The 21,481-nt window shown below is 41.4% G+C and carries 23 protein-coding genes; 11 read left to right on the top strand and 12 right to left on the bottom strand.

Annotated features, from left to right (window positions below):
- The 5 genes from prfB to K8S13_RS05740 form a co-directional block, all read left to right on the top strand.
- Positions 1-645 (top strand): peptide chain release factor 2 (prfB, locus tag K8S13_RS05760; protein ID WP_291461127.1); only part of this gene is annotated, 645 nt, incomplete at its 5' end.
- Positions 646-647: 2 nt separating this feature from the next.
- A complete protein-coding gene (locus tag K8S13_RS05755; protein WP_291461126.1) occupies positions 648-1,196 on the top strand; it encodes an HD domain-containing protein in 549 nt (182 codons plus the stop codon).
- A 77-nt stretch (positions 1,197-1,273) separates the two neighbouring features.
- On the top strand, positions 1,274-1,528 hold the full coding sequence (locus K8S13_RS05750; protein ID WP_291461125.1) for a hypothetical protein: 255 nt from the start codon (positions 1,274-1,276) through the stop codon (positions 1,526-1,528).
- Positions 1,529-1,623: 95 nt separating this feature from the next.
- On the top strand, positions 1,624-1,917 hold the full coding sequence (locus K8S13_RS05745) for a hypothetical protein (protein ID WP_291461124.1): 294 nt from the start codon (positions 1,624-1,626) through the stop codon (positions 1,915-1,917).
- Positions 1,918-2,143: 226 nt separating this feature from the next.
- Positions 2,144-3,460, top strand: coding sequence for an amidophosphoribosyltransferase (locus K8S13_RS05740; protein ID WP_291461123.1), 1,317 nt, complete (start codon positions 2,144-2,146; stop codon positions 3,458-3,460).
- 213 nt (positions 3,461-3,673) lie between these two features.
- Here the strand turns inward: K8S13_RS05740 and K8S13_RS05735 are convergent, their stop codons facing one another.
- From K8S13_RS05735 to K8S13_RS05725, 3 genes are all read right to left on the bottom strand, one after another.
- Entirely contained in the window at positions 3,674-3,919 is a 246-nt protein-coding gene (locus tag K8S13_RS05735) for a DUF2442 domain-containing protein (RefSeq protein WP_291461122.1), read from the bottom strand.
- An 8-nt stretch (positions 3,920-3,927) separates the two neighbouring features.
- Positions 3,928-4,176, bottom strand: a complete 249-nt coding sequence (locus K8S13_RS05730) for a DUF4160 domain-containing protein (RefSeq protein WP_291461121.1) — start codon at positions 4,174-4,176, stop codon at positions 3,928-3,930.
- A 204-nt stretch (positions 4,177-4,380) separates the two neighbouring features.
- Positions 4,381-4,899 carry a hypothetical protein gene (locus tag K8S13_RS05725; RefSeq protein ID WP_291461119.1) on the bottom strand — a complete coding sequence of 173 codons (519 nt, stop codon included), beginning with the start codon at positions 4,897-4,899 and terminating at the stop codon, positions 4,381-4,383.
- Between the two features lie 236 nt (positions 4,900-5,135).
- On the opposite strand from K8S13_RS05725, the gene K8S13_RS05720 reads away from it, so the two are divergent.
- Entirely contained in the window at positions 5,136-6,707 is a 1,572-nt protein-coding gene (locus K8S13_RS05720) for an SDR family oxidoreductase (RefSeq protein WP_291461117.1), read from the top strand.
- A gap of 98 nt (positions 6,708-6,805) precedes the next feature.
- Here the strand turns inward: K8S13_RS05720 and K8S13_RS05715 are convergent, their stop codons facing one another.
- From K8S13_RS05715 to K8S13_RS05700, 4 genes are all read right to left on the bottom strand, one after another.
- Entirely contained in the window at positions 6,806-7,105 is a 300-nt protein-coding gene (locus K8S13_RS05715; protein WP_291461116.1) for a type II toxin-antitoxin system RelE/ParE family toxin, read from the bottom strand.
- Between the two features lies 1 nt (position 7,106).
- Positions 7,107-7,376 carry a type II toxin-antitoxin system Phd/YefM family antitoxin gene (locus K8S13_RS05710; RefSeq protein ID WP_291461115.1) on the bottom strand — a complete coding sequence of 90 codons (270 nt, stop codon included), beginning with the start codon at positions 7,374-7,376 and terminating at the stop codon, positions 7,107-7,109.
- 121 nt (positions 7,377-7,497) lie between these two features.
- Entirely contained in the window at positions 7,498-8,262 is a 765-nt protein-coding gene (locus K8S13_RS05705) for a LytTR family DNA-binding domain-containing protein (protein ID WP_291461113.1), read from the bottom strand.
- Positions 8,259-9,296: a sensor histidine kinase gene (locus K8S13_RS05700; protein WP_291461111.1), complete on the bottom strand. Its 1,038-nt coding sequence runs from the start codon at positions 9,294-9,296 to the stop codon at positions 8,259-8,261. Before K8S13_RS05700 ends, K8S13_RS05705 begins: the two co-directional genes overlap by 4 nt.
- A 207-nt stretch (positions 9,297-9,503) precedes the next feature.
- Here K8S13_RS05700 and K8S13_RS05695 point away from each other — a divergent pair, with 207 nt between their 5' ends.
- The 5 genes from K8S13_RS05695 to K8S13_RS05675 all read left to right on the top strand — a co-directional run bounded on the left by K8S13_RS05695 (position 9,504) and on the right by K8S13_RS05675 (position 17,419).
- Positions 9,504-9,944, top strand: coding sequence for a DUF2141 domain-containing protein (locus K8S13_RS05695; protein ID WP_291461109.1), 441 nt, complete (start codon positions 9,504-9,506; stop codon positions 9,942-9,944).
- Positions 9,945-9,967: 23 nt separating this feature from the next.
- On the top strand, positions 9,968-11,551 hold the full coding sequence (locus K8S13_RS05690; protein WP_291461107.1) for an NAD(P)/FAD-dependent oxidoreductase: 1,584 nt from the start codon (positions 9,968-9,970) through the stop codon (positions 11,549-11,551).
- A 94-nt stretch (positions 11,552-11,645) separates the two neighbouring features.
- Positions 11,646-12,914, top strand: a complete 1,269-nt coding sequence (locus K8S13_RS05685) for an MFS transporter (RefSeq protein ID WP_291461105.1) — start codon at positions 11,646-11,648, stop codon at positions 12,912-12,914.
- 60 nt (positions 12,915-12,974) lie between these two features.
- On the top strand, positions 12,975-14,129 hold the full coding sequence (locus tag K8S13_RS05680; RefSeq protein ID WP_291461103.1) for an efflux RND transporter periplasmic adaptor subunit: 1,155 nt from the start codon (positions 12,975-12,977) through the stop codon (positions 14,127-14,129).
- Complete coding sequence (locus K8S13_RS05675; RefSeq protein ID WP_291461102.1) at positions 14,126-17,419, top strand: efflux RND transporter permease subunit; 3,294 nt, start codon at positions 14,126-14,128, stop codon at positions 17,417-17,419. Before K8S13_RS05680 ends, K8S13_RS05675 begins: the two co-directional genes overlap by 4 nt.
- A 326-nt stretch (positions 17,420-17,745) precedes the next feature.
- Here the strand turns inward: K8S13_RS05675 and K8S13_RS05670 are convergent, their stop codons facing one another.
- From K8S13_RS05670 to K8S13_RS05650, 5 genes are all read right to left on the bottom strand, one after another.
- Positions 17,746-18,807: a CsgG/HfaB family protein gene (locus K8S13_RS05670; RefSeq protein WP_291461099.1), complete on the bottom strand. Its 1,062-nt coding sequence runs from the start codon at positions 18,805-18,807 to the stop codon at positions 17,746-17,748.
- A 167-nt stretch (positions 18,808-18,974) separates the two neighbouring features.
- On the bottom strand, positions 18,975-19,829 hold the full coding sequence (locus K8S13_RS05665; protein ID WP_291461098.1) for a hypothetical protein: 855 nt from the start codon (positions 19,827-19,829) through the stop codon (positions 18,975-18,977).
- Positions 19,830-19,983: 154 nt separating this feature from the next.
- On the bottom strand, positions 19,984-20,220 hold the full coding sequence (locus tag K8S13_RS05660) for a hypothetical protein (RefSeq protein WP_291461097.1): 237 nt from the start codon (positions 20,218-20,220) through the stop codon (positions 19,984-19,986).
- A complete protein-coding gene (locus K8S13_RS05655) occupies positions 20,217-20,654 on the bottom strand; it encodes a hypothetical protein (protein WP_291461096.1) in 438 nt (145 codons plus the stop codon). The genes K8S13_RS05660 and K8S13_RS05655 overlap by 4 nt, the downstream gene beginning before the upstream one ends.
- Before the next feature lie 176 nt (positions 20,655-20,830).
- On the bottom strand, positions 20,831-21,109 hold the full coding sequence (locus K8S13_RS05650) for a hypothetical protein (RefSeq protein ID WP_291461095.1): 279 nt from the start codon (positions 21,107-21,109) through the stop codon (positions 20,831-20,833).
- Positions 21,110-21,481 lie beyond the last annotated feature (372 nt).

Here is a 21,481-nt window from a genome sequence, read left to right as displayed (position 1 = left end):
ATGTACACCCGATGGATTGATAAAAAAGGATATAAATTTCAGATTATTGATTATCAGCAAGGAGATGAAGCCGGAATCAAAGGGGCAACCCTTCTTGTTTCCGGGGAAAACTGTTACGGGTTTATGAAGGTTGAATCAGGCGTTCATCGCCTTGTCAGGATATCCCCCTATAACGCAAGCGGAAAACGTCATACATCATTTGCCTCGGTATTTGTCTATCCTGAAATAAAAGATGAAATTAAAATCGACATTGATGAGTCAGATCTGAGAATTGATGTGTACCGGGCCAGTGGTGCCGGCGGACAGCATGTCAACAAAACCAGCAGTGCGGTCAGGATCACCCATCTTCCCACCGGAGTGGTGGTTCAGTGCCAGCAGGAACCCTCCCAGCACCGCAACAAAGAGATTGCCTTTAAGGTTTTAAAATCAAGGCTTTACCAGATTGAAAAGGAAAGCCGGGATAAAAAAATGCAAACGCTTCATGATGGTAAAGATGATATTGCCTGGGGAAGCCAGATCAGATCCTATGTTCTTCACCCCTACCGAATGGTTAAAGACCATCGAACAGATTTCGAAGTGGGAGATGTGGACAGGGTTCTGGACGGAGACCTGGACCCGTTTATTGAAGGAGTTTTACTTTCTTAAAAATGGAGCCGCTCTTCATCATTGAAAAATTTTATACTCCCGGTACAAAACTTTACCAGGTTCTTGTTGAACACAGTCAAATTGTCACTGAAAAAAGTCTTGAAATTGCTAACAAGTTGACACATCTAAACTTGGATTTTAATTTTATTCAAACTGCTGCAATGCTGCATGATATCGGCATATTTCAGACCAGGGCCCACTCCATTGGCTGTAATGGTGATGCGCCTTATATCTGTCACGGATACCTTGGACGAAAGCTTTTGGATGAACAAGGACTGCCCCCTGAATACGGCCTTGTCTGTGAGCGGCATACAGGTGCGGGAATTACAAAAGAAAATATCATGTCAAACAACCTGCCACTGCCCCAAAGAGAGATGGTCCCAATCAGCATTGAAGAAAAAATTATCTGTGTTGCAGACAAATATCACTCCAAAAGCCCGAAACATGCAGGCAGAAAAATAACGACAATTCAAATCATTGAGGAACTTGAAAAAATAAACAAAGACCATGCAAAAAGATTTTCAGTATGGGCTGAAGAATTTAACCTGTAATCAGCAGTGAAATATTACCCTGTGTTAACGAAATAAAATTGTTATGTAAGGATATTTCATGTGAGGGAAGATATAAAGTGATCATAACAATAGATAGTGGCAAAACAATCGATACGGCAAAAGACTTAACCTCTGAAGAGCGCCATATCCTGCAAAAACTCTATGCCTGGAAGGCTGTTGCCGATTCTTTGACCCAATTTAGAAAAATAAAGGAACGGGCAATGAAAATGGGGTGGAATAATTCCGGCCCTGTTCGGGAAAGCCGACTGTTAAAAATTGTCATTCAACACCTGGAAAAAGAACTTATCCTTCGGCTGAAAAAAGAAAAATAAAATAATGTTTTTGTTTTGACAAATAATAAAAACAATGTTTTGTTTTTTTCAAACACATGATGTGACAGTCATCACATTTTTTGGGGGTTTGGGATATGAAGCTGAACAGCCGGTTTGCAGGCACGCCTTTAAAAGAATATCATACAAAAATCCCCTGGCGGGCCACCACTAATTACGCAGCCGCAGTGGCAGATGACAATCCCCTCTATTTTGATGACAAAAAAGTGCGAATATTTGATGCAAAAGCAAGTCTTGCTGCAATAGAGAGCCACAGAATTACCGTGATGGGCCAGATTCCCACCATGTTCCGCATGCTCTGGAATCTGCCGGAAGAAATCCTAATACGCTTACGGCAGCAAGGGGAATGGGATGCCGGCCAAACAGAATAAGAATGGACGGAATAAAAACAGACCGGTATATCGCCGGCATGGCCAGCATAAAGGAAATCTTCAGAAAAGTGTTCTGGAAAATGGTCCAGCCGGTCACGCCACTTTCTTAAATGATAGCATAAAAAGCTTTTTTATTTGTTTGACATCCTAAATAATAATTATTAATTGATCCTATTTGGTACGGAAACGAAAAATGACCAACTTTTAAAAATGAAAGAGAGATATTATGGGCGGTTTTTTCGGTTGTGCGTCTAAAAAAGCATGTAACAAAGAGCTTTTTTACGGGACAGATTATCTGTCACATCTGGGAACCAAGCGCGGTGGCCTGGCTAGTGTGGATAAAAAAGAATTTTATCGGTCAATTCATAACCTTGAAAATGCATATTTCAGATCAAAATTTGAATCGGATATTAGCAACCTGGCCGGAAATATGGGGATAGGAGTTATCAGTGATACAGATTCCCAGCCAATTATGATTCATTCCCACCTTGGTAAATTTGCCGTCGTTACTGTTGGTAAAATTGCAAATCTTGAGACCCTTGCCCAGGAAGCATTTTCACAGAATATTCACTTTGCTGAAACAAGTCAGGGTGAGATCAACCCCACAGAGCTTGTAGCAATTTTAATCGGTCAGAAAGGATCTTTTGAGGAAGGAATTTTAAACGCCCAGACAAAAATCAAAGGGTCCTGTTCCATGATGATTTTAACGGATTCCGGGATTTATGCTGCCCGAGACAGGTTGGGCAGAACCCCCATTGTGATAGGAAAACGTGCGGATGCCTATGCAGCGAGCTCTGAATCCAGTGCATTTTCAAATCTCGGTTTTGAGGTTGAACATTATATCGGCCCTAATGAAATCATCCTGATAACACCCGAGGGTATTGAACAGATTCAGTCCCCAGGTGAAGACATGCAGATCTGCTCATTTTTATGGGTATATTACGGATATCCGGTATCATCCTATGAAGGGATCAATACAGAAAACGTCCGGTATAATTGTGGGGCAGCTCTCGCAAAAAGGGAAACCCAAAAAGCAGACCTTGTGGCGGGTATTCCTGACTCCGGTATCGGACATGCCATAGGATTTGCCAATGAGAGCGGGCTTCCCTACATGAGGCCCTATGTGAAATATACCCCTACCTGGCCCAGAAGCTTTATGCCCCAGAATCAGGAGATGAGGGATCTTGTGGCCCGTATGAAGCTGATTCCTATCAGAGAAATTATCCAGGGAAAGCGTATCATATTCTGCGACGATTCCGTTGTAAGGGGGACCCAGCTAAAGGACAATACTAAAATTTTATATGAATACGGTGCAGAACAAGTTCATATGAGAATTGCCTGCCCATGCCTCATACATCCCTGTGAATTTTTAAATTTTTCAACATCCCGGTCAACCCTGGATCTGGCCGGTCGGAAGGCCATTTATGAAATTGAGGGAACCGAAAATACGGATCTGACAGACTATGCCATTGATGGATCAGACAAACACGCAGCCATGCTCGATAGAATCATAGACCGGTTAAATCTTACCAGCATCCGCTAACAGAAACTGGATGATCTGGTTGAGGCCATCGGTCTTCCCAAAAACAGACTTTGCACACATTGCTGGGATGGATCAGGTTATTTTTAACGAGTTTCGACTGTCCGGGATGCTCAAGATTATATATGATATTCCTAAAAAAATATGCTTCAACAGAATTTGAGATAGGATAATTAGTCTTGAGTCTGAAATGTTCAAAGATTTGCTATTCACTTTTTAAAGATCGACTCCATTTTTCCAGAGTTCGTATTCGCTAATATCAATCATTTCGTTCCAGTAAACTGCATATCCTCCTGCTTCCACTTTGACATTTTTAAAAAAAGCCGGATTTTTAAGAGGAGTAAACATATCCATGTTCAATAGCTTGCTGACATCATATATTTTTTTCTCACCATTCGAAAAAATTATGGTAAGAGATTTAGTATCAGAAGCAAATGCTTTTTCTATTTTTGGTATTGACATCGTCGTTTTTACTCCAAGGGAGGTAATTTTTTAAATTCTTGGGTTTTCCAGATTGTTTTTAATTCTGTTTGATATTTTCTTGCCCATTCAATCACAAGCCTTCTGGCCCGCGGAGGAAGATCGCCTTCTATAACATTCAAGGAATCAATGTCAAACAGGGCAAGATATTCTCCATAAACAGCGTGAAAATGGGGTGGAGGATGATCTCCAAAAAAAAGTTTGATAATAATTCCATAGAACCTTGTTATTTCCGGCATCTTTCCACCTACTGAAATATCCAATTACTGTTTGTCATAACAATACCCTGAATTAATTAATTTTTCAATATTTTTGATATGCTTAAGAATTTCAGCGTCCCAACAATCCAAATATGGATAATTATACTTGAACCGGAACAACCGGCTCATGACGTTGTTATAAAATTAAATATGAAATAAATAAGAAGGCTTATTACTCTGCTTTTAAAATTTATTTTTATGCTTGGTTCTGTTTTTTCTGTTAATTCCTGCAAGGCCTAAAAGACCAGCGCCAAAAAGTATCATTGTGGCAGGTATAGGTACAGGCAACCCTAATTCATATGAAGCTGTTCTAAATGGTACAAAATATTCGTATTTTTCACCTTCAACGTACTCATGGCCGAAATTGAAGTAATTGTTAAGTCCTATATAATCTGCCGTCAATGAACTGATTTTGTAAAAGGGATTCAATAATCCTAAACCGATGTCAGCTATCATTATTCTAAAATCAACCAGATCAGAATCATCTTTGACCAGAGCAACTGGATTAACAAAATAATACTCATTTACCATGTAACCTTGCCATATAGCCAAAGTCATGTGATTCAAGAAAGTTATTATTTCATTCTCTGTGGCCCATCTCCAATTAATGGTGTCAGTAAGACTATCATTGTTTATATCTGTTGAGGTCGGTTGAGGTCGGTTGAGTCCACGATAGCCATGTGTCTGGATTCCCTTCTCCAAACATGCTGTCCAATATCAAGCTGTCAAAATCTTTAGACCATAGCAATCCAGTTCTCGTGTGTACTAAATAATATAACAGTTGACGAGTAAAAATTGAAATTGGGTAAGGACAAAACAACATTAGGGGTTATTTTTTAATATAATTGCGATCATCCTGTGCCATTTACAAGTTTGATTGACAAAATCATTAAAAATCTATAATAATTTCATTCTTTTAAAACAAGGATGAAAAAAAAGTGAGTACCATCAGCACTGATACCAAAATTGACGACAAACAGGAAACCCTGGCAGCCATACGCAGGAGTATTCCCTTGTTGGAAAAAATTGCAGACCAGTCAGAACTTCTGGCACACCTGCCAGAATCCGAACGAATCGCTCTAATTACTGCTGCCGGAAAAATATCCCGACCGGATCGGGAAGAGATAAAAAAACGCAAAAAGGACAAAAAGCTGCAAAAACGCATGGCCATTGTAAAAAAAGAACGCCGACTGCGGGCAGCCACAGGTATCCGTAAGGCCAGGGAAATCAATGTCTTTACTGCACCCCAACAAATCTCATTTGACGGCGGGAAAACCCACAAAAAAGACAACGCACAGAGGCTGGAAACACCGCGTAACTGTTATGTGTGTAAAGCCGAATTCAGGCAGCTCCATCACTTTTACGATACCATGTGCCCGGAATGCGCAAAATTCAATTATCAAAAACGCTTCCAGACCGCACCCCTAAAAGGGCAGGTGGCATTAATCACAGGCTCACGGCTTAAAATCGGATACCAGGCCACCGTGATGATGCTTAAGGCCGGCGCAAGGGTGATTGCCACCACCCGCTTTCCCAAGGATTCGGCCCTGCGGTTTTCCAGGGAACCTGATTTTGTCGACTGGGGGCACAGGCTGCAGATCTATGGGCTGGACCTTCGCCACACTCCCAGCGTAGAGCTTTTTACTGATTATATAAAAGAGACATACCAGCGCCTGGATATTCTCATCAACAATGCTGCCCAGACTGTCCGGCGCCCGCCCGGATTTTATGCCCATCTTATGGAAAATGAAACACAACCTGTGGCAGAGTTGTCCATGGATGCCCAGTCCCTTTTGGGGCAGTACCAGACCTGCATTTCCCAGCTGGAATACGGGCAGGCAGAAAATGTGGGCAAAGAAAAAGCCTTGCCCGTGACCTGGAACGGCACAGCTCCGGGCGTGGGATTGCGCATGTCTGCCCAGCTGTCCCAGATTCCCTATTCCTATGACCATTCCCTGGATGTACCCGAGGTCTTTCCCGCAGAAAAACTGGATGCCGACCTCCAGCAGGTGGACCTTCGAAAAACCAATTCCTGGCGTCTGCGACTGGGGGAGATCCAGACCTCGGAAATGCTGGAGATCCAGCTGGTCAATTCCGTGGCCCCCTTTGTCTTGTGCAATCGGTTGGCAGATTTGATGAAACAAGATTACACCGGGCAAAAACATATTGTCAATGTCTCAGCCATGGAAGGCAAGTTTTTGCGATTTAAAAAAGGCAGCCGCCATCCCCATACCAATATGGCCAAAGCCTCCTTGAACATGCTCACCCATACCGCGGCCAGTGATCTGGCCAAATACGGAATTTTCATGAATGCCGTGGACACCGGATGGGTCACGGATGAGGACCCTGCCATCCTGGCCAGGCTTAAACAGGACCGCCATGATTTCCAGCCACCCCTGGATATTGTGGATGGGGCCGCAAGGGTCTGTGATCCGTTTTTCCATGGCATCCTGACAGGAAAACACTGGTGCGGCAAATTTTTAAAGGATTATTTCCCCATCGACTGGTAGCATCCGGCAGCAGAAGAATACTTATCATCACATTTATTAAATTCGAGATCGGCTTGGTTCAACAGGATTGACAGACAGAGTAAAAGTTAAAAAAACTGTCAGGGCAATACTAATAATCTTTCACTCCTCCAAACTCGTACAATTCGAATTTTGTTCCGGTCCCGGCGGTAAACAATTCTAAAAGGAGGCCGAATTAATTCTCTTAGATTGTCCAACTCAAACTCCGGTACCAAACGTCCCATGTCAGGCTGCTCACCCAGTAATTCTATATCTTTTATGACTTGTGCGACAAGCCTTTCACCCACATGGGGAATCTTCTGCTCTTTATAATATTCGAAAACATCTTCCAAATCACGAAATGCGGAAACAGCAAAAGAAATTTTGTTTTGAACTGCCACGTTATTTGATTCTCAGATGTTTCTTAACATCAGCAAGGCTCAACTCTCGCCCTTCTTCCAAGTCGACTATCCCCTTGAGAACAGCTTTCATAAAGGTGCGTTTTTCAACATCTGATTCATAGTCATGAAGTGCCTGCACCACTGCGACTCCCCGCCCCCTGTTTGTTAAAAGGACCGGTCGATGTGCCTCTTGGACCTGTTTGATTATCCTTCCCGGGTTCACCTTAAGGTCGCTGATAGGAACAATATCTTCGGAAAATTTTGTTTTCATATCACACCTTCCATAGCTTTTTATTAGGCCGTTTATAGATCTAATAATAGCACCGGTTAAGGACGCTGTCAATATTCAATCTGAGGTTGATCCTGCTGTCCAACTGTTTTTTTATAATTATCTACATCTGTTTGAAAAGATGTTCATAGGATCTGCTGACGGCAATGGTGTGATCCGTCTGATCAAAGCCAATGATCATTTGATAGGTAAAAGAACGTTTGATGATTTGTATTCTTTCAATATTGACAATAGCACTTCGATGAACCCGCCAGAAGTGTTTGGGATCAAGTTCATTTTCAAGATTTTTAATAGGGGTTTTGATTAAAAATTCATTGAAGGGTGTCTGGACAATGGTGTATTTATCTTCAGCTTTAAAATAAAGCACCTGGGAAACCGGAACAAACCTGAGTTCCGATCCTGTCTTTACTTTTATCAACCTTAAATATTCAAGTGCATCCCTATTTTCCAGCACCTGGAGGACTTTTTCCATTTTCAAATCAAAATCCGGGAGACTGTCCTGCTCGTCCAATTGTTTTTTTAACCGGGAAATGGTTGTTTCCAGGCGTTTTTGGGTCACCGGTTTAAGGATATAATCCACGGCTTCACTTTCAAAAGCCTGGACTGCAAATTGATCATAAGCCGTAATAAAGACGACTTTACAGGTATGGGACACTTTTTTTGCCACTGCAACACCTGACATGCCCGGCATTTTAATATCAAGAAATGCAATATCCGGTTTTTCTATCTCGATCAGCGACACTGCTTCAATCCCGTTTTGAGCATGTCCCAGAATTTTCAGTTCAGGCCACAACTGTTCCAGTAAAACAGATATTCCAATTCTTAAATTTTCTTCATCATCTGCAATAATAGCTGTGACGGGTTTCATAACGGCATCCGAATCATGGCTTTTATCCCTGTTGGATGATTTTGTTTCAATATTAAGCTTGCTGCGCTTCCATAGATATTTTCAAGCCTATGGCTCACATTGTTGATCCCAATGCCTGCCTTACTTGCATCTTCATCAAGCCCTTTGCCTGTATCTGTAATCATGATTTCAAGAATATTTTCTTGAATCCAACAGTCTATTGTAATTGTTCCGCCGGAAACTTTAGGTTCAATCCCATATTTAATGCTGTTTTCAACAAGGGGCTGAATAATTAATGGCGGGAAAGCAAGTTCCGGATTATCGGTATGATCATTGATTTCATAGGATAGCCTGTTTCCCATTCTTATTTTAAATATTTCAAGATATTGACGAACCAGGTCCAGTTCCTGGGAAAGCGTGATCATTTCCTGCCGGGTTCTTTGCAGGGAAATCCTGAGATATTCATTGATGTTGATGAGCATGTGTTTGGCTTTTTCAATATCAATGTCAAAAAGAGAAATTACGTTTGAAAGTGTATTAAACAAAAAATGGGGTTCAATCTGGGCCTGTAAAAGCCTCAAGGTGCTCATGGCAGCTTCTTTTTCCATGGTCAATCGTTTGATTTTCTCTTTCTGAATTTGTTTTTCTGATTCTATAATTTTTTGTCTGGAAGAAAAAAAATAGCTGATGGGGACGCCAAAAACAATACCAAAAACAAAAACAGATGAGAATACATGTTTAAAAAAATAATTAAAATCATTACCATGAAAAAAAAATAAAAAACCACAGCTCAACAAAGAACTGGTAAAAATACCTGCTATCAGACCCGAAAGAATACTTGCTGCACTCCATTTATTTCCTTTTTGTCCGGCAAAATGAGCTGCAATATTTACAAAAAAACATATGGACAAGCCGGTAAACTGTGTGATGATAAACACATCAAAAAAGTCATTCCCATCCATAACCATGTAAGTTAACACTAACGCGATAAGGGCATTAAATATGGCTGTAATGATCAGAGACCTGACCATTTCTTTTGAATTGAGAGTCTGCATCCTTTTACCTTTTTAATAGTTGTTTAAGTATTAAGATACTACTAAATAGCGATAGGCTTTTGCAACACCATTCATCTCCTCTATTTGTCTATTCATCGCAATTTTTTACCACCTGTCTCAATGAAATTGCATCATAAAAAGACCCTGCTATGATGAAACAAATTATAATTGATTTTATTTTTTTTAAACCAAAAAGGAGGTATAGCAATGAAACACTTAACTATTTTTATTTTACTATTTTTCATGATCCCGGCAGCCACGACTGCATTTGCAGGTCAGGCCAAAACCAACACCTCAAATCTGGTTATCCATATCACAGGATTTGAAAATTCAAACGGTATTGCAAAGGTGGTACTTGTAAATTCAAAAAAGAATTATAATAAAGAGACCCCGTTTAAAGGGTATAATTTTAATATTATTAATAATCGGGTCATTAAAAACATCACACTTCCCTATGGTGAATATGCCATTAAAGTTTACCATGATGAGAATGGCAACCATGAGCTGGATACCAGAATTTTCGGTATTCCAGTAGAGCGGTATGGTTTTTCAAACAATGCCAGGGGGACATTCGGCCCACCTGAATATGAAGAGGCTCTATTTAATCTGAATTCCCCTAAAAAGGAAATCACCATTACCCTGCAATAAATAATATAAAAAAGGAATATCTCATGGAATCTTCTGATAAATTAAACAGGCGAAATTTTTTAAAGACCCTGCTGATGGCATCCAGTGCCGCTGCCATAGACTGGACAGGATTTGGTGCGCTTGCATCAAGTATTCCCAACAAAAAAAATTTTTCAATTATTGTAATTGGTGCGGGACTAGGCGGGCTTGTCTCAGCTGCCTATCTGTCCAGGCATGGGTTTGATGTCACCTTGATGGAACAGCATTCCATCCCGGGTGGGTATGCCACCTCATTTGACCGGGAAGACTTTACCTTTGATGTGTCTTTGCATGCAACGGTTGCCGAACACGCCATGCCCCAAATGATACTGTCAGATCTTGGTATCTGGGATAAGCTGAAAGTTGCCTATACACCTGAACTAAAACGGATTGTAACCCCTGATTTTGATGTGACCCTGCCGGCAAAAAATCCCGAAGGTGTTAAAAAGGCGCTGTCCAAAGCGTTCCCCCATGAAAAACAGGGTATATATAATTTTTATACTGAAATGGAACAGGTTATCTCAGAACTTTGGGACGGTAAACGGTTTACAACATCCATGATGGGAAAACTTGAAAAGATTTCCCTTGAACAATGGATGTCTTTACACGTCAAAGATCTTAAAGTGAAATATTGTATGGCGATCTTTTCCGGATATTACGGACTTTCTCCATCCAAAATCAATGCCCTGTTTTATGCCATTGCCACAGGGGAATATCTTGTTCATGGCGGGCAGTATTATAAAACAAGGTCCCAGGATTTGAGCGATACTCTTGCAGACTGCGTTGAGAAAAATAATGGAAAAATCCATTATAACACCGAGGTTTCACAGATTCTGTTCAATGATCAAAACAGTATTGAGGGTGTAATGGACAGCACCGGAAAAAAATATCCTGCCAAGGCTGTCATTGCCAATTGCAGTGTTCCTGCATTGTTTAACAAAATGGTGCCCAAAAAATATGTTCCCCCAGACTTTACCCGACAAATTCAAAAGCGAAATACCTCTCTTTCAAGCTTTGTGGTCTGGCTTGGCCTGAATAAAAGACTCAATCATATTAAAGATTATGAGATTGATTTTGCTTTAAACACAAGTATGAACGAAGATCAGCTCTTTTCAAAAAAAGATCTGGCAGACTCTAACATTGGGATAACCATATATGACAACCTGTTTAAGGATTATTCAGCTCCGGGGAAATCAACTCTTTCCATTATGTGCCTGTCTGATTTTACACCCTGGAAAAAATTTGAAAAAGATTATTTCAATAATCAAAAACATGCCTATAACAGGGAGAAAGAAAGAATTGCTCAAAGTTTTATTCAAAGGGTTGAACAAAGACTGATCCCGGGTCTGTCCGATTATATAGAGGTCATGGAAATCGGAACCCCCTTAACCAATATGTTTTACACAAAAAATCCTGAAGGCGCTATTTACGGGTTTGACCGGGACATGGCCCACTTAAAGGCGAAAACACCCATAAGAGGACTCTATCTTGCCAGTGCCTGGTCCCATGGCGGCGGGTATACACCGGTCATGATGGCAGGACGCGAAACAGCAAAACTTGTTTTGAAAGACCTGAAAACTGTTTTGTAATAACATTTTTTTACAATTCTATACTTTTGTTTATGATTATTTTATTGTAGCATCGAATTTTTATTTAAGATTTTTATGTTAATACGCTTTGTTTATGGATTCACTTAAAGACAAATATTTTAAAAGAAATGCCGCCAGCGTGGCTATCGTAGAATTTTTCTGGGGACTTGGATTCCCCGTAATCCTGGAGTCCACATTTCTTCAAATTTTTCTCAAAAATAATGGTGCATCCGATTTTTTGATCGGTCTGGTTCCCTCGATTCTTATTCTTGGAATTTCAATATTCCCTTTGTTATCAAGCTACCTGACCCGGAATCATGAAATTAAAAAAAAGATCGTTCTCTACCTTCATGTTGTATCGTCTTGTTCAACCCTGTTTTTTGGTGTTTTTTTATTTTTTGTAAAAGATGAAACACTGATTTTACCGGCATTCTTTATCTCATATGTATTATTTTCCTTGTGCATTGGGTTAACATTCCCTGTCTGGCTTCATTTTCTTGTTAAAATATTTTCAGTAAAAAAAAGCGTTCAGGGCTTAAGCATTATGTATCTTGCCCAGAACATTGCAAAGGTGATTGCCAGTATTTTCATTATTAAGATAGTAGAGGCCTTTTCATTCTCCCTTACTTCTGCTGCCTGGATTTTTCTATGCGCAGGCTGTTGTTTTCTGATCGGATCTCTATGTTTTATTTTCACCAAAGAATTGCCGTCAAAAGAGATTCAGCCATTTTTGAAAGATTCTTTTTTTCGCCACACAAAAGATACCATTGTTGAAATGGTTCAAAATAAAAATCTTTTAAAATACCTGCTCGGCGACCTGGACAACTATGTAGTGCTGACTGTTATTTCTTTTTACGCCAATTACGCGACCCAGTATTTTGGTATCGAAAACTATACTGCTGCAGGTCTTTTTGTCTGCTTTATATACTCGGGTTCGATTCTTTCAAATCTGCTTCTTGGTACCTTAGATTATATGAGTTTGAAAAATAAATTTTTATCCACAAAATTACTCTCCCTTGTTACACTGGCCGTACTGATCTATTTTCCTACGTTTATAGGATTTTTATTTGCCAGCTTCTTGATGGGATTTTGCCGGGGGACAAGGGGAATCATCTATTCTCCCTGTATAAAAAAATTTTGTAAAAGAGAAGATACCACCGGATATTTTGCAGTAGCACCTTTGTTAACCATTATCTTCGGATCAGGATTTCCTGTTTTTTTCGGAAAAATGCTGGACCAATTTTCCTATTTGGGAAGTGCATCTTACAAAATCATGTTTTCGATCTCTTTTTGTATTATTATCATTACCCTGATTTTTGGATATTTAACGAATTTTGACAATGAATTTAAAAACACCCCTTGAAATCAAGCACAATGGTTATATTTTCCGATATTAATTTTTTAAACATAAAGAGGCCTGTTCATGGAAAGCAAATCTGATACCAATGAAACAATCGGAAGAAAAATACTAAAGCTCATCTGGAAGTGCATCCCCTTTGCCGTGGTTTTGCTGGTAATTCTGCTGATTATACTGCCTTTAGGTAGAAAAATCTCAACAAAAAAAGCAGACCTGGCTGAAAAACAATCCAAAGAAAAGGCTGTTACAAAGGCATTGACCAATGTGATTACCATGGAACTTGTACCTGGCATGGTCATGGAAAAGATAAGTCTTCCCGGTATTGCAAAACCTTGGATATCCCTGGAAGTGGTCTCTGAAATCAGAGGAAAAGTCATCAACAAAAAAGTAACCGAGGGCCGGCGTGTAAACAAAGGAGATATTCTGGCTGTCATTGATAAAAGTGATTATCAAAATTCCTATGATTCCGCCCTTGCCTCCCATGAGACGGCACTGTCAACTGAAAGACGCTTAAAAGCGCTGGTTAAAAAAAAATTTATTACCCAGTCCCAACTGGATGATGCAATTGCCCAGGTAAAAACCAGCAAGGCTGCTCTTGAAAATGCCAAACTTGCCTTAAGTCGATGCACTATCGTCTCCCCCATGCGAGGGGTTGTCGATCGTGTTTATATTGAAAACGGCACATTTTTAAATTCCGGAGATCCAGTTGCCCAGATCCTTCAAATTGATAAGCTGAAAATAGAAGTAGGCATCCCGGAATCCGATGTTGCTGCCGTTCGAAAGCTTAGATCCTTTGATATGACCATTGATGCCCTGGGTGGGAAAATCTATACGGGTGAATATCATTATCTGTACAAAACAGCCAACTCCATGGCCCGTTTGTATAACCTTGAAATCAAGGTGGACAATACGGGTGGACAGATCCTCCCGGACATGTTTGCAAGGGTGGAAATAATCAAAAAACAGTATCCCCAAGGCCTTGCAGTTCCTATGTATTCCCTTGTGACCCTGAATAAAGATATTGGCGTGTATATTGAAAATAAAGGTATTGTCCGGTTCAGGCCCGTAAAACCTGGATTTCTGGATGGCTGGAAAACTCAAGTCCCCAAAGGACTTGAGCCCGGCGAAAAAGTTGTGGTTGTCGGCCATCGTATTATTGAAGACGGAGAACGGGTTAATGTGGTAAAAACTATCCGGGATATGGAGGAAATCTCTCAATGATAATCTCCAGCACAGCCATAAAGAACAGAACCAGCGTTCTGGTACTGGCCCTTATTATCTTAGGAATCGGTGTTTATTCATACAAATCCCTGCCCAGAGAGAGCTCTCCGGATGTCACCGTTCCCTATGTATTTGTACAGACCGACTATCGCGGGGTATCTGCAGATGATATTGAAACCAGTATCACCATAAAAATTGAAAAAAAACTCAAGGGACTGGATAAAGTAAAAAATATCAGTTCCGTCAGCTCCCAGGGGTTATCCCAGATCAATATTGAATTTTTACCCGGTACGGACATTGATGAGGTGTTAACCAAGGTTAAGGACAAAGTGGATGAGGCAAAAAATGACTTGCCGTCTGACCTTGAAAATGATCCTTCCGTATTTGAAGTGAATATTTCGGAAATGCCCATTGTTATTTATTCTCTGGCAGGGACATGCGGCCCGAGAAGCCTTAAGGAGATCGCCGATAATCTCAAGGATGATATAGAGGGCGTGCCCGGGGTTCTGGAAGCTGGAGTGACCGGCGGCCAGGAAAGGGAAATCAGAATAGAAGTTGATACGGACAAGCTGGCGTATTACAGGATACCCATTACATCATTGGAGCACACCGTTGTCAGCGAGAATCAAAATACTTCCGGGGGTGCCATCACCCTGGGAGACGGCAGATATCAGCTTAAGATTCCCGGGGAATTTGAAACACCCGAAGAATTACTCTCCCTTGTTGTTGCCACCCATAGCGGTAATCCCATTTATCTTAAGGATGTAGCCACCGTTGTGGACGGCATCAAGGAAGAGACATCCCGGTCCCGCTTGAATGGTGTTGATTCTGTAAATATATCGGTGAAAAAGAGGGTCGGTGAAAACATTATTTTTATTTCCGACAAAATTGACACCATCGTAAAGGAGGCAGAAAAGACATTCCCGAAAAACACCACCATTACCAAGCTGATGGATCAATCAAAAGATATCCGGCTTATGATTGCCGACCTTGAAAATAATATACTTTCAGGGCTTGTCCTTGTGGTGATAATTCTGTTTGTTGCCCTGGGGTTTAGAAATGCATTGCTGGTCGGTCTTGCCATACCCTTTTCCATGTTTCTGTCTTTTGCCATACTCCACGTCATGGGATATACCCTGAATATGATCGTTCTGTTCTCATTAACCCTGGCTCTCGGGATGCTGGTGGACAATGCCATTGTTATCATTGAAAATATTTATCGGTATATGCAGCAGGGAGTCCCAAGAGTGGAAGCTGCCATGAAAGCTACAGGTGAGGTGGCCTGGCCCGTGATCGGCTCAACTTTTACGACAATTGCAGCCTTTTTCCCGATGATCTTCTGGCCGGGTATAATGGGTGAGTTCATGAAGTACCTTCCCATCACACTCATTGTTACGCTGTCTTCATCCCTTTTTGTGGCACTTGTGATCAACCCTGCCCTGTGTGCTTTTTTCATGAAAGTGAAAACAAAAATCAATGGAGAAACGCTTACAGCCAAAGAGATCCAGGAGAATGGAGAAAAACCTATTGACATCAAGGGACCGGTTTTAACGCTTTATTCAAAACTGCTAAACAAAGCACTGGATCATAACATCACCGTGATCGTCGGGTCTTTTACCGTATTGATTATTCTTTTCCAGATATGGTTTTTAAAAATAGGCATTGAAAAACCGGTTGAATTTTTTCCGCCCATTGATCCGAAATCGGCCTATATTAACATTGATCCGCCCGAAGGAGCTGACCTTAATTTTATTGACAGGACCATTAAAAATGTTGAAATTGCGATAACGGGAAATCAAGGTCTTGATTATAATGATGCCTTAAGGTTTCAGGAGCATGAAAATGCCAATGGCACAAAATTTATGGCTCCCGGCAATATCAATAATATCGAACATATCTATACCAAAGTGGTTCAAACTTCAGGCGGATCTATTTTTGACTCTAACCTTCCCAACCATATCGGTATCCAGTTTATTGATTTTGAACACAGAAAATCTCCGACCAAAGATGATCTGGAGGAATTAAGAAATCGGGTTAAACATATTGCCGGTGTAAAGATCACTGTGGATGAGCTGGATGAAGGCCCTCCCACAGGGCCCCCCATCAATATTGAAATTTCAGGGAATAATTTTGAAATTTTAAGCAAAATCGCTGATAAAATGATAAAAGTGGTTGAGAATATTCCCCATGTAAAGGACGTCCGAAACGATTACCAGAGTGGCCTGCCAAGCGTACAGGTTAAAATTGACCGTCAGAAAATAGCTCTCTTCGGCCTGACCACCAGTGCCATTGGAAATGCATTGAAAACAGCTTATAACGGGCTTGATATCTCAACCTATTATGAAGGAGATGAAGACTATGACATCGTGGTAAAGCTTGCTGAATCCGAAAGAAAGGTTGCAGATGTCCTTCATAAACTCATGATCCCCACGCCTATGGGACAAATTGTTCCCTTAACCACCCTGGCCAGTATTGAATATACAGGGATCATTGGGGATATTGTTCGAAAAAACCATGAACGCGTTGTCACGGTCAAGGCAAATGTAGATGAATCCCAAACCACTGGAACTGTTGCCAGGATGCAGGCCCAGGCACTGCTTAAGGAGTTTGAGCTGCCGCCCGGCTATAAATATAAATTTACGGGTGAGGATGAAAGTCAGAAAGAATCTGAAGAATTTTTATCAAAAGCATTTTTGATCGCCCTGTTTTTAATCTTTCTGATCCTAGTGACCTTGTTCAACTCCGTTATTCAACCGATTATCATCCTCACATCCGTCATCTTGTCTTTAGGCGGAGCCTTCTGGGGACTTGCAGTGATTAACTCACCCTTTGGCATCGTTATGACCGGGGTCGGCATTATCTCTCTTGCCGGTGTTGTTGTAAACAATGCCATTATTCTCGTTGATTATGCCAATAAGCTTAGACATAATGGCATGAGTATTCGTGACGCTGTTGTTTCTGCCGGTGCCACCCGTTTGAGACCGGTAATTTTAACGGCCGTTACAACCATCCTGGGACTTTTGCCCATGGTCACCGGTATCAGTTATGATTTCCATATCATGGCACTGTCAACCGCCAGTGAATCCACCCAATGGTGGAGGTCCATGGCAATTGTCGTTATTTTCGGACTGATGATTGCAACAATACTGACTCTGGTGGTTGTCCCGACATTATATGCTTTGATAGAAACCGCCAAACTTAAACTGGCAACCGGTTACAGCAAAACCAGAACATTTTTTATAGGGCCAGGCCAGGCTCAAATAAACATCAAAGGAGTCTCAACCAGTTAGTATTTTTTTATAAGAACTTTTTTGACTTTAATCCGGCCGGGGCATGCTTGCGATGAATCGTTGAGTTTTTATTTAACGTTAGTCTCCAATTATCATCATTTTTGAAATAAACTCAATTATAATTTTTAGTTTTTTTGAAACAGAGTCAACTATATTGCTTATGGACCCACCCGTTAATAACGGCCGCCACCCGAATATGGTCAAAAATAGATCAGGCCGGTTAAAAAAAAATAATCGGCCTGATGAATAAAAATAAACGTCACAGTCAGCGTGCCACCATGTGTTTCAACCGACTACATTCCTTATTCAGAAAATTATGCCACTGTTTACTGCCAGTATTTCTGCAGATATTTTCTTTCAATCAACTTGATTGAATTTTCATCTACCTTATCCCCAGCCAGTGAGAACTGAATTAAATCGTTTTTATAGGGAATTTTCCTGGGGCTGCTGAAATAAAAAGACCGGCTTTTGTCTTTTACAACCACCACATATTCATAAAGGCTAGTGGTCTGGTTGAATTTGCGTTCTGTCATGACACCTTCCAGTGCGGCGTTTGAGGCTGCAGTTTGGCTCCCCTGTACACCGAGCTGGCCGCCTGTCCCCAGTCCGCCTTTTACAGTCTGGGCTTTATAGGATTTAACTGCTTTAATTAAATTATTCATGGAATCGGTAAATGCCGCAACAATGACCTTTCCTTCAGGGGTTTTTCCATAAGCACCTGCAGCTCCGCCAGCTCCGCTACCAAACACACCGCCCAGCAGAGAATAGTCTGTATTTCTGGCACTTCCTTCTGCAGCAGCAAGCTGAACGCCTGATCTGTTTTCGATCATCGTCAAAACCGTACTGGCATCACTGGACTTGAACCCGCCGGCAAGCGTACCTGCAACAGAACCAAACAGTCCGCCGACCACACCTCCTGCTCCGCCTGTATCTTTGGCACTGAATGTAATGGACGGTGTCACGGTATAATCAGCGGCGACCATTTGCCCTTTCCCGAAATTTGAGCCGCTTCGCATCTCCCCGGATTCCATTAGTTCTCGCTCTTCCATCATCTGTTTCATGGCCCTTCCCCTTTCAACCACGACAAAACAATTCGATTGCTGTGCGAGCAGGCGAATGACAGGAATTGTGGAGGGCAGTCTTAAATCACTTGTCAAATGCCTGTACCATGATTCTGAACGGTCTTCGAAAATAGCCATCGTCCCCAAAGACGCGTCACAGCGTTCCAGGCCAGCATTGGCATCCTGTGCATTAGACCCTCCTGCTGATCCGGTTGCCACTGTTTTGGCATCCCGGGAACCTGTTGACATGGAAGACATGCACCCAGTCAGAAAGAGCGACAAAATGCACAGAACAAAAATTGAAAAAGCTAATGTATTTCGTTTCATTGGATCATTCCTCATATAAGTTTGGGTTGTAAACATCAAAATTTCTTTGAATCATAGTAATAAGATAAGATAATACTTTTTGTCAAGGCAAGAAAAGTTAAACTACTTGAAAATAAACGGGGTACATGTACAGGATGCCTTCATCAAATCGACAAGCGCTCAAAAGATTAATGGGCTGGATCAGATACGCAAACCCCTCCAGATCCGCCATCCCCTTTTTCAGAAGCAACTCCCAAATGCTCCCTGATTTTAGCGATATCGTTAGTGTCCACTATCCATGAGCCGTCTCCGGCTATCACCAACGGTACAAAAGTAAGATCTGCAGACCTGAAAAACTGCACAGTCTTCTTCAGCAAAACTTCTGCGAGATTACAGGAATCGCCTGGTTCATCCATTTTTATCCGGGTATAATCCTGGTAAGAATATTGATTGCAGATAGCATGGACAGCCATATCCCGGCTTCTTGGTCCGAGAATCGGATAGGTAATCACCCTGATTTCAACCCGGGCTTCCAGGGCAGCCGGTTTGAGTTTTAGCAACAGATCCTTGCAATGGGGGCATGCCGGGTCAGTGACAACATAGATAAAACCATCGGTCTGGTTCGGTTTAAAAGATAGAAAAACAAATTCTGCAAGGGTTTTGACTTTTTCTTTAAAAAACGCTTCAAGCCTGGCCTTTTCTATATTATTTTTTTCCCCGGTTTGATTCTGTTCAGCCCTTATCTTATCAGGTATGGCAGCCATGCTGTCCCGGGTGATAGACCGACCATCTTTAAAAAGCTGGCCTGCCAGAATAAAATTCTTACCCGCATAAACCGGCACCAGGTTGCCCTCGACCCTGAGAATTACCTCGCATAATTGTTCTTTTTCCTTTTTGAGGACTACTTTTGCATCACGTGGCAGTGGAATATGTTTTGACGCCCACTCAATATCCACATGGCTGCATATGGATTCCGTGGCCCCGGGTATGGGTGTTCCCCAGATCAACCAGAGTATTAAAAAGATGATTCGTATTTGTTTCATTGACGGTCTTATCCTTTCATAAATCAGTTCAGTGTCCGGCAGAGTTGTCTCTTGAATCTGACAGCAAGGCGGATTTAAACATTATATTCACTTAAATATCCCCTTGTCCAGATCAGATATTATCTTATCTGAGACCGCCAGTGTGTCTGCCCCCTTACCTCCACTGTTTCCCCGGTTTCGCCCAGTCCTTGCTGTTGGCACTGCCTATCTGCCATTTGGTCTCCTCCATCCAGCAGAGCAATTCTTCATCGTCCCCGTCTGGACCGATACCGAAGGTGTTCTTATTATTTGGATCCAGGCCTACACCGGATTCAATGGCATCCGGGACCAGGTCGCCGTCTTTATCCAGCAGCACTCGTCTGCTTCCAATAGTAGTACCAGTTCGGCTCACTGCCGCCGGGATTGTTCACGGCAAAAGTGGGAAGAAAACTTGTGCCATTTAAAGGTGGCCTGGTTGCCGCTAATTGTACCGCACCAGACGTTGGTGCTGACATAACGAATCCGATTGCCCACCACAGCCAAAATTACTTTGCTCTTAATGACTTGGGTGCGAATAGTATTGCCCGCAACGACCGAACGCACGTCCATCCACATCCCGTGGCCCATATCATGGTGGTCCACTTGGTCCATGGCAAAATTGAGCGACTGCGGATAAACGATAATCTGCTCAAAATTGATCAGTTTCCATTTGCCCTGAACGCTGCCGGACTTGTTTACTTTCTCCAATACGACATGCTCGGTATAAGAGACCCCGAAATTCACAGTAGTGCCTTTCAGGTCCATCTTGTAGCTGTCGCACTGCACAGTGGAGCTCGGTCCGGCCACCGCCCTTTCCTGAGGAGATACAATAAACAAGAGTATCGTTCCAATGAGTACGAATACATCCGCAACTTTTTAATATATATTCATTCCATTTTAAGAATTATTTATTGAATCTGACCGAGAATAATGAAAAAATCAAACTTTATTGGAACGAGTAGCATTTAGGGGTATACCCCGATTCATGTGCTCATATATTTAAGGCCCACCTCTGAGTATCTGGCTTTATTTAGTACAAAGCCTTTAATTTTAGAAATCCTTAAATCAATATTTTTAAGTTTCATTTCCGTGACAAGTTGTTTTTTTCTATCCTCAAGAAAAGAAATTATTTTTTCGGCATCTTTGGCAATGTCAGAAAGAATTTTAAACTCTGAATCCTTAAGATAGAGTCTTGCCTGATAAAAAATTATCACCTGATCGATTTCCTTTTGCCGAATACGATCAGAATAAGAAGTGACCATTGATGTCCCTCATTTTGGTTTTTATATATAACAGTGTCATCAAGTTGCAGCGTCTAATTGAAATTTAAATGATTTGAGAATATTATTCAACTCAATATACCCATTATATTCTGAAAAACCACTGCATAAATTTTAAACCGGTTACATTGGGAATATCGGTCCCCTCATTTTTTCTAATTAAAAGCCATAAATTATACGAATATAAATAGACCAGTCCTGAAAGATATTTGCATATCTGGCATAGGCTAAACAACAACATCTTTATCAAGGAGGCATGAAATGTCTATTAATTATTCGTCAGAACTTGAGTCGCAGGTAAACCAGTATTTCAAATCTCAAAACACCATGGCTTTAGCAGACAGCACAAAAGCT

Source organism: Desulfobacula sp. (genome assembly GCF_021107415.1).
This window is presented reverse-complemented; position numbering and strand designations above follow the sequence as displayed.